Consider the following 15,154-nt stretch of genomic DNA (forward strand, 5'->3'; position numbering starts at 1 on the left):
CCGATCATGGAGAAAGTCATGGGTCGCCGGGAAGAAATCAGAAAGGAACTGGATCAGCTCGCCATCGAGATCGAGAAGGATTCCATGCTTGCCAGATGCGAGCATGCCGCAAAGAATCGCCCGGCACTCGAAACGCATCTCCTGCTTGACATCGCGATTCCACAGAACGCGCCCACCAGATTGCAGATCCGCATCTCGACGCAACCGGCCGACGATGGCGAAACATCATAGCGTCTCACGCGCCCTTCGACGCCCGGGCCGCGCTGATGCCTGGAACTTCTGCTGCACATCCATCGATTCTCCGGACTGTATGCACCATCAGTACTCTGGTGCCGCGCGTCGCTCATTCTATGGGGAACCGCGCCGGCTCCGTTACCGCAGTCGCCCGTAATGACGCTGGCGACCATCCTCATCGCGAAGCACCGGGTGATCCCGAGCACATGCAGACGACGACATCATGATAGATGAGCGTACATCGACCCTGTAGCGCGGGCGATCAGGTGTCCGCCCAGCGCTCTTCCTGATTTTCAGCGTCAGGTATCGTGACGTCGCGTGACGTTTTCAGTTCTGCATTGCATCGTCCCGCGCATTCACAACCCGCTGGCGTATTGCGTTTTATCCGCACCGCTATCCGGAGCATTTCCTTGCGTTGCCATTGAAGCGGTTCAGAGTAATCGCATCCCGTCGCGCATCCGATTGCCGCAAACGCAACGGCATGAATATTTTCGCAATTGCGTGATCAGCCCAGCACTCCTTTCGTAAGATCAAAAACCTGGTTGTGTTCCCACCCGTTTGTGTGCCATGCAATTCGCGTGCGGCGCAGACGACGTGTTCGTTTCGTTCTGAGGTGTTCCACACGAGGTAATCCATGGGAGGTATCTATGAATAGTCGCGCCGTGATTCACGACCAGGATCTCATCCGCTCCGCGTTCCCCGAATGGAATACTCTTCATCAGGCCATGACATCACCCGACGTGATTCACCTCATGGTCGATATCGTGTTCGACTGGTTGAGCATCGCCGTCGCCATGCTGGTCCTGCATCGTCTGGGATGCTGGTCGACGCCCGCGATCGTTGCATGGGTCGGCAACCGGCAGCGTGCGCTCGGCAACCTGCTACACGACGCCGCACACCGGAATTTCGCACGTTCGAGCAAGCTCAACGATGCGCTCGCGGTGCTTTTCATCGCGCCGGCGCTCTTCAACAGTCTTGCGCTCTATCGTGAACTGCACGCCCGTCATCATGCGTGGCTCGGCGACCCACGTCGCGACCCTGACTACATCGCCATTCGGCCCAGCGAGCGCGACGGCTGGTGGCAGCCGTTTTTCAAATTGCTGCTTACGCCAGCGGCCTGGTTGGGTTCGACGTTCGGGCACCTGCATGTGCGGAGGCTCGGCTGGACGCAGCGCTTCGTCATCGCCGGATGGTGGGCCGCCGTGCTGGGTGCCGTGACGCTTGCACGGGGAATCCATGCGGCGGCGCTTTTCTTCGGCATCTGGGTGCTGGCGAGGGCCACCTTTTTTCACGCGATCACCACGTTTCGTGAGCTGTGCGACCACTTTGGTCTGGTGCAAGGCGGGATCTTTAGTTACACGCGAGACGTCTCGGCGCGCAGCATCTGGCGGCCAGTGATTCACCCACACAACAATGGCTACCACCTGACGCATCACCTGGTGCCGTCGATTCCCTATCACCGCCTGCCTGATGCGCAACGCGGGCTTCTGGCCATGCCAGCCTTCGCCGCGACGGCGAAAGTCTGCCATGCGTATTTTCGTGGCGCTGATGCAGTCGTGCGTGAATGGGAAGTTCATGGAGGCGAAAATGCTGCAGCGTAATCTCGGGGCGGTTCAGGTCGCCGCTTTGCTCGTCTCGGCAAGCTATGGTGTCGCGTTTTTGCTAGGCTCTGGCGAGATAGCGGTTCGTGCCGGCATGCTGGGGAGCCTGTATCCGATCGTCACAGCTCTCGGGATGCTGGTGCTCGCGCTCGCCGCGCCGACGCTTTGGCGTGGACGCCAACTCATCTGGGACGTATTTGGTGAACGCTACGGCCTAGTGGTACGTAAACTGGTGGCGCTCCTCTCGCTTGTGTGGATGTCCGGCGTATTGGCCGCGCAGATCCACGGCGGTATCGCTGTGCTTGTCGCGGTGGGACTTCCTCCAACGCATTCGCTGACGCTGGTCGCTGCAGCGCTGCTGGTCATGTCGTCCATTGAGCTAGGCATGGCATCGATGTTCTTCGCATGCGGCCTGCTGGCGACAAACTTCGCCCTTGTGCGCGCGCTCGTCTACTGTGATGGACTCAACGTGTACCTGCGTGCCTGGCCGTCTTTGATCCAGGAGGCCGGCGCTGCGCCGCGAGCAGATACCCTGGTGACCATCGCAGCGGTCGGATTTCTGGTGATCACGGGATCGGACTATCAACAGTTCGCCATCGCTGCACGCCGGGCGCGCGATGCGTGGGTCGGCTGCTTGCTCGCAAGTCTCTTTCTCATGATAAGCGGGTTTCTTCCGGCCGCCACGATTGTTGCGGCGATTCATGCCGGCAAGCTCTCCGGCCTGACGGATACCGCGAGTGCGATCCCGTGGATCATGCTGCATACCAGTGGGCCGATGGGAATGGTCTGCATCGGCGTCATGCTGCTTGCCGCGCTGGGTTCTGGAACTGCAATCACGCGAGCGATGTCATCGGCTCTAGAGGGTCTGCGACAGGGAAATGAGCACCATGGATTCGCGTGGCGCGTGCTGATCACTGCCACCGCATGCGCGATCGCGACGGATGGTCAGGCGATCATATCGACCATCGTTTCATTGAACACCGTCTACGTTGCGGCCGTCGGTTTGCTGTTCCTTCTTCACGAAGCCGGACGAAGAATCCCATCATGCTGCGCATCATGGATGCTGGTGTCCGGGGCCGGGGCCTCCCTGTTCGTTTCAGCGATGAACTGGGCGGGTGTCGGCGATCTGCCTGGCTGGCTCCCGCTGCCGGCAGGGCTACTCGCGTCTGCCTGCGCGCTGGTTGCATGGCGGTTTGCCCCACTTCTCCGTCGCGTCCGCCCCTGACCGTGAGCCGCCACACTGGTTGAACTAGTGTCCGAAACGCGCCACGCTAACAGTGTCATGACAACCGTCCTTGTATCAAGCCCGAATCTGCCGCCGCGCAATGACCGCAAGCGTTGCTGGACCGCGCGCAGTGCGACAGCCGATCTCCCCCGAGAAGTCCAATCTGGTACTGCGTGCAAAGTTCAAGATAGGGCTTGTTCGGTGATGTTTCGTCGTTTCGGTGGATCGAGATCAGGCAGATAGCAGTTGCGCGACAGTCGTCTACTCCGATAAATCGCCTCGCGCTTCCCGTCCACGATCACCGGAGCGCACGCACGTTGTGCCATCTTCGCGCGCATGGATCTTTCGACCAAGTCCCGCACAAACCGCCTTGCTAACGCCAGGCTATGTCCTGAACGCCGCCATGTCAGGCGCTGCAGGAGCGTCGCGGTATTATCGGATGCGGCACAGTCATGGTACCCGGCGTGGGAGCCGCGTAATGCTATCTCGCGTCGTGCACGACGCCGGCGATGCGGGCTATTGAATCGGCTCACACTCGTCGCACAAGAAGGAAGCCTTGCACGTGGGTGCATCAGCAGGCGTTCAGGAACTCAAGCTGTTTCGCGATCTCCGCGACACCCACTCACCCAATGCAGCGATTCGACCGGTGCGGTCCGCGATCGGGATGCATGCGGCCGGCAAGAGTACGCCACAGGCTTGGTGTCGCCAGCGCACAAAGGCGTCCCGATTCGCGACTGAACCGTCCCGGACCTCGGCGATTGGCTGATACTCGACTCGCAAGCGGCCAGCGCAGACCAGCAGTTCTGGACGCGTGCTTCCATGCTTCCGGTCGGTTGCTATTCCCGCGTTGGCTCCAATGTGTGAGGTGTCCCCGGACAGAACTAACGCCTTTGACATCAATTTGATAATTCGGTGCGCCGAACGGTCGCAAAGAGCGACGGACTCGCCGCCAGCCATCCGGACAATCAGTTCTCTACTCTTTCCTGGTTTCAGGTTTTGCAATCAGCAGTAGACATTGTCAGCCGCATAACCGGCCCCTCATGCTCCGGCGGATAAATGCACCGTTTTCCATCCCTGTGACGATAGAAGAACATCGCCCTTGATTCAGCTCCATGTCCGAGACGACGCAAACGTGGCGGCCAAGACCGGACCTTCCAACATGACTGACTCTGAACCCTCTTGCCGGGTTTGGAGCGAGCCAATCGGCAACCATGGTTCTCAATGACCTTCCCGCGCCTGCCACAACTATCTACGTTTCGTTCAATGTGAGCCTGTCGCCATACCAGGCTCCGGCGCATTGGCGATTTCAAGGTTGCGCGGGTATATGTTCAACAAACCGATCGGGTTGATAGTGAAGATCAGCCGACACATTGGATACATGGTGATAAAGCCGCCGCGCAGTGGCGCTATCACGGGCGCGACGGTTGTTAGGCTGAGCCGATTAATGAGGCGAAGGAATTCACTCTTCGGCATCGGACCGATGAATACGCTACGTCCACCATTAATGCACCACCGATCCCCTGTACTACGTGCGAGCCCAACACGAAGCGTCCCGACACCATGCGGCAATCGCTCGTCAACTGTCCTCCTCCCCCTTCGGGATCGGTTGAACCAGGCTTCGGCGTGCCGCATCCATCACCAGTGCACTGATCTTCGCGAGCGACTCGGGCTCCTCCTCCCAGTGATGCCAGTACAGATCGATCATCACGTCGTGATCTGGGGCGAGCGCAACTAGGCTGCCCACCGTGATGAGCGGCTCTGCCTGCATCGCGGGTACGAGGCCATACCCGAGGCCATCGACGATCGCATTGAGCAGCGCCGACGGTGAAGGCAAATAGTGCTTGATATACCTGCCTATGGTCGTATCGAAGTATGATCTGAGAAATTCGTCATGCAACCTGTCTTTCCGGTCAAACAGGATGGCTGGTGCCTTGAGCACGCCGGGCAAGACCAGGCCGTGCGCGAAATATTCGCTGGAGAACCCGGGCGAGGCGACACACTGATAGCGCATCTGTCCGACTGGCTCAGCCGCGAAACGATCACCGACTGGCTCCCTCTGCGTCGAAAGAAAGCCTTTGACGTCTCCGCGCGCCAGCGCATCAAGCGTGTGATCTTGATCATCGACTAGAACCTCAAGCTCCACGTGATGCTGGACCAGCTCGCGCATAATCGGCTCGAACCAGGTTGCAAGGGAATCAGCATTGATTGCGAGAGCCAGCGCAGTCGTCCCGGCTCTTCCGGGGTCGATATCCCGTAGTAGATCGTCCTCGCGAAGCCGAATGGACACGAAATGACGATAAACTTTTTCACCTGCCTGCGTCGGCATCACCGTCGGTTCACGGATCAGGAGCAGAGCCCCCGTTGACCGTTCGAGCCGCTTGACCCGCCGTGTTGCTGCAGCAGAGGAGATGCTTAGTGCAGCGGCCGCCTGCGAAAAACTGCGATACTCCACCACTGCGGCGAACGTCTCAAGCTCGGTCATGTTCAACGTCGTGTCCTCTTTCTTGAACATGCATAGGTATCTATAACAAATCCGTCTGTAATGCGACAGCGCCGTTGCGCAGGCGAGAGATCATCTGCCGGTTACTCGCTGAGTCGACTACGCAGAAGCATCAGCAGCCCCTCTTCCAGATCTTGCCGAAAATCGTAGCGCAGCGCCTCCAGATCTGGGCGCGCCATTACTTGCGCCGCGACCTCGCCGGGATTGCTAAGCGGCCAGAGTCCGATAAGCAACGGCAGTGACTGGTGAATAAATTTCTCGAACGCGGATGGGGAGATAGAGGGCATGCAGTTATGAAAGTCGAGCGCCGTCTCCTTTCGTATGTTCAGCAGCCCATGCTTGAATCCCACCATGCGCTCGGCGGAGACATTGCGCTCGAGAATCGACGGGAAGACGCTGGTGAGTCGGCACAACAGCGGGCGCGCTGCCATCGTCGCGGAGAACGCGCGCGCGATGTGTTCGATGGTTCCCCGACGTCTCGCCCCTCGGCCTAGTGCTGCGCGGAGCTCTGCGTGCCAGATCATGAACTCCTCAACGAGCACTGTGAGCAAAACGGCTTCGCCGCTCTCGAAGTATCGATACACGTTCGACTTCGTCATCTGCGCGCACCGCGCCAGCTCATTGATACCGAAGTCGTGCACGTCCGGGATTTCGAGCAGCAGTAACTTGGCGGTGTCAAGCAGGTGTTGCCGGCGCTCCTCCTTCTGCTCGGCAGAGCGCGCCCTTAAATACGTCGATGTCGTCATCCTGGAAGAATCCGAAAAGCTGTTCCGCGAAAGCACTAACTGTTCATGAGTCGGGCGATGATCGCCTGGTGTATCCAGCGAGGCGTCGCCCAGATCATCGCCACCGCTGACTTGTTTGCCCAGCCCGGAACCACACTGATGCGCCCCGCCTGCAGCGCACGTATTCCGGCGCGCACCACGGGCTCGGGCTTCATCATGAGCAGTTTCAATGCGAACGTAATCTTCTGTTTTGCCGCCTGAGCGAATCCGGTGTCCGAAATGCCAGGGCAAAGCGAAGTGACAGTCACGCCGTCGCGTTTGAACTCGCGGTGCAGCGCATCGCCCAGCCGCAGAACATAGGCCTTTGCCGCACCATAGACCGCCATGTCCTGCACGCCGTAATAAGCCAGGAGGCTGGCTACCAGCAGAATTTTGCCACGGCCTCGCTGACGCATGTCCTGGCCGAACAGGCGCGTCATGGCAGTCAGACTGGCAATATCCAGTTGCACCATGCTCATCATCGCATCGAGCGGCGCATTGAGGAACGGCCCTTGCAATCCATGGCCGGCGTTGTTTATCAGGACGTCGACGGCGATGCCTTGGTCACGCAGCCGCGAGTGCAACCGACCGATGGCGTCCATATCGGAAAGGTCGACCTGCTCCACGAGCACGTTGACGCCATACGTCCCGCGCAGGGAGTCCGCTAGCGTTTGGAGCTTGTCCAAGCGGCGTGCCACCAGTATCAATGAATGACCCTTGGCTGCGTACTGGCGAGCAAACTCCTCGCCAAATCCGCTCGAAGCGCCCGTGACGAGAACCCATGAATCGTTATCAGATGCCATATCAGTAGCCTTTGCATAAAGGTGATTGTGTCGGCCGGGGCGATTACGGTTGTTCGAGTCCGCGGCGCCAGGGCATAAACGACCGATGGTCTCCAATATAACAGACTGTCGGTCTCTTGAGCGGCGATTCTATTCAAAACGCAGGACAGATAGGGATGACGGCGGATGCTGGGGCGCCACTGGTGGCGAAGGCCAGATCGCGCAGGCTTTGCGCAAAGCCCTGCAGGGCGCGCAGCGGCAGTCGGAACACGCTCTTCAGCCCGAGCAACGCCTGAATCAGTGCATCGCTGTACAACCGCGGTCGGCCGCGCGTCGGATCGGCGTCGGGCATGCTCACAAGTGCGGCTTCATCGATCCACATCGTGACGTTACCTCGGTTGATCAGACCGGCGTTGTATGTGCCCAGTTCTTGACACGGTAGCGCGCCTTCGGCTCGTGCGTCCTGCTCCTGTCCCTGCGCATCTTCTCGGCAAAAATCGAGAATCTACGCAAGAACCCCAATTGTTAACAGAGGCATCGCCCCGGTCGTTGCGCGTAAACGTCGCCGAGACGCGGCCGGACTTATGCAACAACGCCCCTGCAACGCGAACATGCCGCGCCCGGTGAACCGTTACTCTGAGTCTCTAGCCCCGCCCTCCAAGTCCGTGTTCGAGAAAAGAGATCACCTCTTCAGCCAGATCGGAATATCGTAGTTCGCCGTCCGGCTTCAGCCAAGTGAACGTCCAGTTGATCATCCCAAAGACCATCATTGTTATCGCCGTCTGATTACTGGCCGAAACTCGTTCAGGAAATGCCGCGCGTAGTTTCTGGCGAAAATTCGCGACGATGGCGCGCTGCCGTGCAAGGATAAGATTGCGCTCAAGTTCGCCAAGGTACTTAAGATCGTTGACGAGCGCGGCGTGGCAGTGATGCGACTTCTCGTATTCAGAGAGAAACGCGCGTATCAACTCCGCGACTGCGGCGTGCGCGCTCAACCCACGCGAGACACACACGCAGTCCACTTCATCAGTGATCTCGACGAGACGGGCGGTGTAGCGATCAAGAAGATCGAAAAGGATCGCATCCTTGCCCGCATAGTAGTGGTAAAAGCGGGCTTTCGAAGCTCCGCTAGCAATCGCGAGGGTGGCCATTGACGTGTTAGGGTAACCCGTCTGTGCGAACTTCTCTGCAGCGAGTTCTAATATCTTTTCCCGCTGCAATTCGTGATTTTTGGATAAAGGTCTGGACATTTTTTAGACCGTACGGTCTTTGCTTCCAAATGACGAGAGGCATTCCGTCGCGCGTTCGTCTCGATAATTTCGAGTTTCGAAGTTCACGTGGGCATGATACCAGTCAACTAACACAGTACTTTGAGATCCAGGAATTGTGGCGGATGGGGAGCATAGGCAACTAGATCCACATCCGCCACAGAACGTTAGGCCTCCAGGGTTGGCTGGCCAAATGGCGGCAGGCTCCGTCGGTTTCAATAGCCACAGGTCCGTCAGTGATGAGCGTGCGCTTGTTCGCGCCCAATGCCCGTGATCGATCGAACAAGCTGATCCGCGTAACGTCCACGCTCCTCCCGACCACCGTGCGTTCTGTCTAACTGGGAGACCAAAATCGTCGAGCCAAAGGCCGCGATCATAGAGAAAAGAGCCGGGTTCGCGTACGGAAAGATGGCGTGCTGATGCTTCAAAACATTTACCCAAACAGCCGGGCCGAGTATCAGCAGCCCGACCGACGAGATCAACCCAATCAGGCAACCAGTCACCGCGCCCCGGGTGGTCAAACCTTTCCAGTACATTGAGAGAAACAGAACGGGGAAATTGACCGAAGCGGAGATCGCCAGAACAAGCCCCGCCAGAAACGCGACGTTTTGATCCTCGAACAAGACAGCCAGCACCGCTGAGATCACGGCAATTGCCACCGTCGCGAACTTGGACACGCGAACTTCTTCTTTCTCAGACGCCTTCCCTTTCTTTATTAGTGTCGCGTATAAGTCGTGTGAAATCGCCGATGCACCCGAAAGTGCAAGGCCTGCAACGACCGCGAGAATCGTAGCAAACGCCACGGCCGAAATGAACCCAAAAAAGAGATCACCGGCCACCGCATTCGCCAGATGCAACATGACCATATTGCTTCCGCCAATCAGTGCCCGGGAGGAATCCCGATAGGCCGGGTCTGCACCTACGATGACAATCGCCCCGAATCCAAGAACCAAAATCAACAGATAAAAGTAGCCGATGAACCCAGTAGCGAAAAAAACGGAGGTGCGAGCCTCCTTGGCACTTTTGACGGTAAAGAAACGCATCAGAACATGCGGCAGCCCCGCCGTTCCGAAAATCATTCCAATGCCGAGGGATATTGCATCGACAGGATTTGCGACGAGCCCGCCTGGTCGGAGCATCCCCTGGCCATGCGAATGTGTCTTCACCGCCTCGACGAACAGTTTCTGAAAATCAAACCCGAATTGGCTCAAGACCATGAACGCCATGAACGTCGCTCCGGCCAGAAGAAGAACCGCTTTGATAATCTGCACCCATGTGGTCGCGAGCATGCCGCCGAACATCACGTACAAGACCATCAAGAAACCGACGATCACAACGGCGGAAAGATAACTCGCCCCAAACAGGAGCTGGATGAGTTTTCCGGCGCCGACGAGCTGTACGACAAGGTACAGGATCGAGACCGTAAGCGCCCCCAATGCCGAAACAATCCGGACAGGCGTGCGTGACAACCGAAATGACACGACATCCGCAAACGTGTATTTACCGAGATTCCGTAGACGCTCCGCCACCACAAAAAGAATAACCGGCCATGCCGCAATAATACCTAGGGCATAGAGCAGACCGTCGAATCCTTTATCAAATATCATGGCCGATATGCCGAGAAATGATGCCGCGGACACCATATCGCCGGCAATAGCCAATCCATTCTGCAGCGCGGAAATCCCGCCCCCCGCGGTATAGAAGTCGGAGGCCGAGCTTGTCCGCTTGGCCGCCCATCTCGTGATTGCGAGAGTGATGAATACAAAGATCAGGAACATGGATACTGCCGCGCCGCTTACACCACCGCCTCCATGAGCAACTTGTGCGGTACCGTCCGCCTGAACCGCCGTACTCAGAGTGAGTGCAGTGCCGCCGATGTATGCGAGAAAGAGCCGGCTCATTTTTCCACCTCCACGAGCAAAGCAGCAACGATTGGATCGAAACTCACGTTTGCGCTCCATACATAAATCCCTGTGATCGCGATGGCACACAGGATAATAAACACGCCTCCAAGTATTCCAATACTGAAAATTCCACCAGGGCCGGGCGACGCCAGATCATCGGGCAGAAATGCCGACAAGGATATAAATCCGAAATACAGTGCGAGTATAAAGAATGTCAATGACCAACTTAGTCGCCGCTTCATTCGCACTAGTTTTCTGAACTCCCGGCTATCACTCACGCGGGAAATACTCAGTTGCGCCATGTCGCCTCCAAACGTTTTCGGTATTTTAAAATTCAAAAATCGAGTCTCATGTCACGAAAACAGCGCGACGAGGACTTTTCTGCAACAAGAACGACTATCTGAAAACGTGCTCGTCTGGTCGACCCTCCTGCGTTGGACAAAAAGGCGAAAGCGCGGTGCGAGAAGATTTGCAACTCGAAAGTTGAACCGTGCTCCTGCCTCTGCCTCGCGACTAGCAGACTTCAAACAGCGCGGCCGCTCCCATTCCACCGCCAACGCACATCGCCACAACCACAAATCGGATGCCTCTGCGTGAGCCCTCAATGAGGGCGTGCCCCACCAGCCTTGAGCCAGTCATGCCATAGGGATGCCCAATCGATATCGCGCCACCGTTGACATTGAAACGGGAAGGATCGATGCCAAGTCTGTCGCGGCAAAAGAGCGCCTGGCAGGCGAACGCTTCGTTGAGCTCCCAGAGACCGATATCCTCCACCTTGAGTCCAAACCGGCTTAAGAGCTTGGGAATCGCGTACACAGGCCCGATGCCCATTTCCTCTGGAGCATTTCCGACCACCACCATGCCTCGATAGATCCCGATCGGCGCGAGTCCGTGCCTTTCCGCTAGGTCGCTTCGGGCCAGCACACATGCGCTCGCTCCATCAGACAGCTGGCTTGCATTGCCCGCGGTGACCGAGCCATCCTTTGACACCGGCGCCAGAGCGGCCAGTTGGTCGAGCGTTGTCCCCGGACGATTGCCTTCGTCTTTTGAAAAACAAATGTCTTTTTGAGTAGAAACGCCCGTCTCTTTGTCGACGACATTCATCGACGTCGAGATCGCGCAAGTCTCCCTATCGAAAAGACCTAGACCTTGTGCATGTGCCGTTCGCTGCTGTGAGCACAACGCATAGGCATCCTGATCTTCACGCGTAATGCCATATTTCCTGGCAACATACTCCGCAGTCTGTACCATGGGCATGTAGGCATGGGGTACCATCTGAGCGACGCGCGGATCGGCATCAGAAGCGACCCAGTCGAAATACCGCTTCTGCACGAGCGAGATGCTGTCCTGACCGCCAGCCACAACGACCTCCATGCCATCGCACAGTATCTGCTTCGCACCCGCTGCGATTGCCACAAGCCCCGACGCGCACTGCCGATCGACTGTTTGCGCAGCTGCTTCGACCGGTACGCCGGCGGCAAGAGCCGCCTGGCGAGCAAGGTTCAACCCCGCCGTGCCCGCCGAAAGCACGGTTCCGACAATCACATCCTCGACCCTCTCTCCCTCGAAACCTGAACGGTCAATGGCATGACGGATAGCATGGGCCATCAAGGTCGGAGACCGGGTCGCATTGAACGCGCCTCGGAACGCCTTTCCAATAGGCGTGCGAGCCGTGGAAAGCACTACAACATCATACATATGGACTCCAAATCAATAGCCGGTCGATAAGATCAAGGTAGCTGACCGTCGCCTCCACCATTGTGGAGGTATCCGTTCAAGTCATCAGCGATTCCAGAGCCTTTCGCATGGCCCTTGGAAGCGGAACAGATTTCCGTGTTGACCTGTCAACAAACACGTGTACGAAATGCCCCTCAGCGGACGGCGTGTCATCCCCCGCTCCAAACAGCGATATTTCATACCTTACCGACGAAGTCCCGATCCTACCTACGCGCAACCGAGCCTTCACCATTCCAGGAAAAGCAAGCGGACGATGGTATTTGCACATAGACTCTACGACCAGGCCGATCGTCTTACCGCCGTGGATATCCAGATCTCCGTTAGCGATAAGAAACTCGTTGACCACCGTATCAAAATACGAATAGTAAATTACATTATTCACATGCCCGTAGATGTCGTTGTCACTCCATCTAGTAGAGATCTCAGTACAGTAGGCGTTTTCGTCAGGCGAATTCATCTCACCGGCATTTGAAGACATTTCAAATTCTCTTAGGTGTTTCGTTGGAACAGCTGCGACTTAGCTATCCAATCCTGCGAACAGCGAATACTTCAGCTCGAGATACTCTTCAATTCCGTGGTGGGAACCTTCCCGCCCCAGTCCTGATTCCTTGAACCCGCCAAACGGCACGACTTCGGACGAAACTAGACCGGAGTTCACGCCGACGATTCCGTATTCGAGCGCTTCGCTCACACGGAACGCCCGTCCTAGGTCTTTCGTATAGAAGTAGGCCGCAAGTCCGAACTCCGTGTCATTGGCAGCTCGAACAACCTGGTCTTCCGCCGTAAATCGGAAAAGTGGCGCAACCGGTCCAAACGTTTCCTCCCGCGCGATCAACATTTCCGATGTGACGCCGGTTAGCACCGTAGGCTCGAAGAAGTTTCCTCCGAGCCGGTGTCGAATTCCGCCGACAATGACTTTCGCGCCTTTCTCGCACGCATCGGCGATGTGCTCCTCAACCTTCCCAACCGCGGCCCCGTTGATCAACGGCCCGTGAGTAACACCGTCGTCGATTCCGCAGCCCACTTTGAATTTCCTGACGGCTTGCGCGAGTAATGATGAAAAGCGGTCGTAGATCGAATCTTGCACATAGATCCGATTAGCACACACGCAAGTCTGGCCGACATTGCGGAATTTCGATTGGACAACGCCTTCAACAGCGGCCTCGATATCGGCGTCCTCGAACACAATGAACGGCGCATTGCCACCTAGTTCGAGACCAACTTTTTTCACGCCGTCTGCAGCCTGCTTCATCAAGATTTTGCCGATGGCAGTCGATCCCGTGAACGTCACAACACGCACAGAGGGATGGCGCGTCAGAACCTCGCCGATAGGCCCTGAAGCTCCGGTGATAACGTTGAGCACGCCAGGCGGCACGCCGGCATCCTCTGCCAGCTTTGCAATTGCAAGCGCCGTTAGCGGCGTCTCAGTTGCCGGCTTCACGACCACCGTGCAGCCTGCAGCAAGAGCCGGCCCACATTTGCGCGTGATCATAGCCGCGGGAAAGTTCCAGGGCGTGATTGCCGCAACCACGCCCGCTGGTTGGCGCGTGACAATAATTCTGGTGTTCTTTCGGAATCCTGGGATTGTCTCGCCATACACTCGCTTCGCTTCTTCCGCAAAGAATTCCACGAAGCTCGCTGCGTATTCAATCTCGCCCCTCGCTTCAGCGAGCGGCTTTCCCTGTTCCAGGGTCATCAGCAATGCGAGGTCGTCGCGATTCTTGATGATTAGTTGAAACCATCTTTGCAGGATCAGCGATCGCTCACGCGCGGTGCGTTGCGACCAGGCTGGGAACGCGTTGTGTGCGGCAATGACAGCTTTCTCTGCCTCTGCTGCACCGAAGCGCGGCACTGCGGCGATCTGTTCGTTATTTGCCGGGTTAAGCACCGGGATAGTCGATTCGCCGACCCACTGACCCGCTATATAGCATTGCTGCCTGAGAAGAGATGCATTACCAAGATTCATGATGATCATATCCAATGTGGCACAGGGCTCGTCAGAAAACAGCTTGATAAAGACGCACGGCGTCCTCCAAACTCACGGCCACGGGATTATTGACGAGCAGGCGTTGCTGCAGCATGGCATCTTGCGCAAGCCGCGATATATCGCTAGCTTTGACTCCCACTTCACGCAACGAAGTGGGAATGTTCGATAACTCGATGAGCTCGGTTATCGTCTTGCGCAAACCGTCCGCGCCGCCGCCGTTCTTATCGATGTAATCGCCCAGCTCGGCATATAAGGGCCTCGCTGCGTCCATGTTGAAATCCATGACAACGCGTAGCATCAACGCATTCGAAAGGCCGTGGGGCACGTGGCGCCGAGCGCCAAGCGGGTAGGCCAGCGCATGGACGGCGCCCACCGGCGCGTTCGCGAAGGCCATACCAGCAAGGCACGACCCGAGCAACATATTTGCGCGCGCCTTTATATCGGTAGGCCGTTCCATTACAGCCGGAAAGTTATCCACAAGAATTCGCAATGCCTCACGCGCGAGGCTATCCGAGATGGGGTTCTTCTTTATTGCGCTCGTGTAGGCCTCGATCGCGTGCACCATCGCGTCGACCGCGCCAGCTGCTGTTGCGGCCGGAGGCACCGTGAGCGTCACCAACGGATCGAGAATCGCTATATCCGGGAGCAACTGGGGAGCAACAATGCCTTTCTTCTCTTCGGACGCCGACGTGACGATCGCAATAGGCGTCACTTCAGAGCCGGTCCCTGCGGTCGTAGGCACCAGAAAGAGGGGTAGACGCTCGCCTTTCGCCGCATTGACGCCGAAGATACTTTCGATTTCGCAGGGCGTTTTCAGCAGGTAGGCCACCAGCTTTGACGTGTCAAGCGTACTGCCGCCACCAATTCCGACAACGCAATCGACGCCCTCGGGCGATGAGGCGACCGCGGCATTCACCATACTGACCGGCGGATCAGCTACGACTTGATCGAACACAGTTGTCTCTATCTGCCTCGCGTTTAGCGACTCGATAATAGGCGCGATAACGCCGGCGTTCACCAGTCCCCGGTCCGTGACAATCAATACCCGGCTGAAGCCGCGCTGGTTGAGCAGCGTCGCAAGATCGCGGCTCGCTCCGTCTCCAAGAATGATTCGAGGCGTAGTCAAGAAGTCCATCATACGTTCTTCCTCTT

The 15,154-nt window shown here is 57.4% G+C and carries 14 protein-coding genes and 1 pseudogene; 3 read left to right on the forward strand and 12 right to left on the reverse strand.

The window, feature by feature from the left end; translation table 11 throughout:
• The first annotated feature begins 18 nt into the window (after window positions 1–18).
• The 3 genes from SB772_RS01640 (at window position 19) to SB772_RS01650 (ending at window position 3,060) form a co-directional block, all read left to right on the forward strand.
• The gene (locus SB772_RS01640; RefSeq protein ID WP_410831538.1) at window positions 19–231 is read left to right on the forward strand and encodes a hypothetical protein; all 213 of its coding nucleotides are present in this window, start codon (window positions 19–21) and stop codon (window positions 229–231) included.
• 650 nt (window positions 232–881) lie between these two features.
• Entirely contained in the window at window positions 882–1,835 is a 954-nt protein-coding gene (locus tag SB772_RS01645; protein ID WP_410831539.1) for a fatty acid desaturase, read from the forward strand.
• Window positions 1,762–3,060, forward strand: a complete 1,299-nt coding sequence (locus SB772_RS01650; RefSeq protein ID WP_410831540.1) for a sodium:solute symporter — start codon at window positions 1,762–1,764, stop codon at window positions 3,058–3,060. The genes SB772_RS01645 and SB772_RS01650 overlap by 74 nt, the downstream gene beginning before the upstream one ends.
• 582 nt (window positions 3,061–3,642) lie before the next feature.
• Here SB772_RS01650 and SB772_RS01655 read toward each other — a convergent pair.
• From SB772_RS01655 to SB772_RS01710, 12 genes and pseudogenes are all read right to left on the reverse strand, one after another.
• Window positions 3,643–4,017: an EAL domain-containing protein gene (locus tag SB772_RS01655; RefSeq protein ID WP_410831814.1), complete on the reverse strand. Its 375-nt coding sequence runs from the start codon at window positions 4,015–4,017 to the stop codon at window positions 3,643–3,645.
• 619 nt (window positions 4,018–4,636) lie between these two features.
• Window positions 4,637–5,572 (reverse strand): HTH-type transcriptional regulator ArgP, encoded by a 936-nt coding sequence (locus tag SB772_RS01660; RefSeq protein WP_410831541.1) that lies wholly within the window; start codon window positions 5,570–5,572, stop codon window positions 4,637–4,639.
• A 71-nt stretch (window positions 5,573–5,643) separates the two neighbouring features.
• Window positions 5,644–6,306, reverse strand: a complete 663-nt coding sequence (locus SB772_RS01665; RefSeq protein WP_410831542.1) for a TetR/AcrR family transcriptional regulator — start codon at window positions 6,304–6,306, stop codon at window positions 5,644–5,646.
• 35 nt (window positions 6,307–6,341) lie between these two features.
• The gene (locus tag SB772_RS01670; RefSeq protein ID WP_410831543.1) at window positions 6,342–7,127 is read right to left on the reverse strand and encodes an SDR family NAD(P)-dependent oxidoreductase; all 786 of its coding nucleotides are present in this window, start codon (window positions 7,125–7,127) and stop codon (window positions 6,342–6,344) included.
• 169 nt (window positions 7,128–7,296) lie between these two features.
• A pseudogene (locus tag SB772_RS01675) lies at window positions 7,297–7,589 on the reverse strand (transposase); the annotation flags it as partial.
• A 161-nt stretch (window positions 7,590–7,750) separates the two neighbouring features.
• Complete coding sequence (locus tag SB772_RS01680) at window positions 7,751–8,356, reverse strand: TetR/AcrR family transcriptional regulator (RefSeq protein ID WP_410831544.1); 606 nt, start codon at window positions 8,354–8,356, stop codon at window positions 7,751–7,753.
• 251 nt (window positions 8,357–8,607) lie between these two features.
• Window positions 8,608–10,275, reverse strand: coding sequence for a cation/acetate symporter (locus SB772_RS01685; protein WP_410831545.1), 1,668 nt, complete (start codon window positions 10,273–10,275; stop codon window positions 8,608–8,610).
• Window positions 10,272–10,580: a DUF485 domain-containing protein gene (locus tag SB772_RS01690; protein WP_410831546.1), complete on the reverse strand. Its 309-nt coding sequence runs from the start codon at window positions 10,578–10,580 to the stop codon at window positions 10,272–10,274. Before SB772_RS01690 ends, SB772_RS01685 begins: the two co-directional genes overlap by 4 nt.
• Window positions 10,581–10,791: 211 nt before the next feature.
• On the reverse strand, window positions 10,792–11,976 hold the full coding sequence (locus SB772_RS01695; protein ID WP_410831547.1) for an acetyl-CoA C-acyltransferase: 1,185 nt from the start codon (window positions 11,974–11,976) through the stop codon (window positions 10,792–10,794).
• Window positions 11,977–12,052: 76 nt separating this feature from the next.
• Window positions 12,053–12,472 (reverse strand): acyl-CoA thioesterase, encoded by a 420-nt coding sequence (locus SB772_RS01700; RefSeq protein ID WP_410831815.1) that lies wholly within the window; start codon window positions 12,470–12,472, stop codon window positions 12,053–12,055.
• A gap of 60 nt (window positions 12,473–12,532) precedes the next feature.
• Window positions 12,533–13,984 (reverse strand): NAD-dependent succinate-semialdehyde dehydrogenase, encoded by a 1,452-nt coding sequence (locus SB772_RS01705; RefSeq protein WP_410831816.1) that lies wholly within the window; start codon window positions 13,982–13,984, stop codon window positions 12,533–12,535.
• Between the two features lie 28 nt (window positions 13,985–14,012).
• Complete coding sequence (locus SB772_RS01710) at window positions 14,013–15,140, reverse strand: iron-containing alcohol dehydrogenase (RefSeq protein WP_410831548.1); 1,128 nt, start codon at window positions 15,138–15,140, stop codon at window positions 14,013–14,015.
• Window positions 15,141–15,154 lie beyond the last annotated feature (14 nt).

Source organism: Paraburkholderia sp. SIMBA_030, from assembly GCF_046535245.1.
GTDB lineage: Bacteria > Pseudomonadota > Gammaproteobacteria > Burkholderiales > Burkholderiaceae > Paraburkholderia.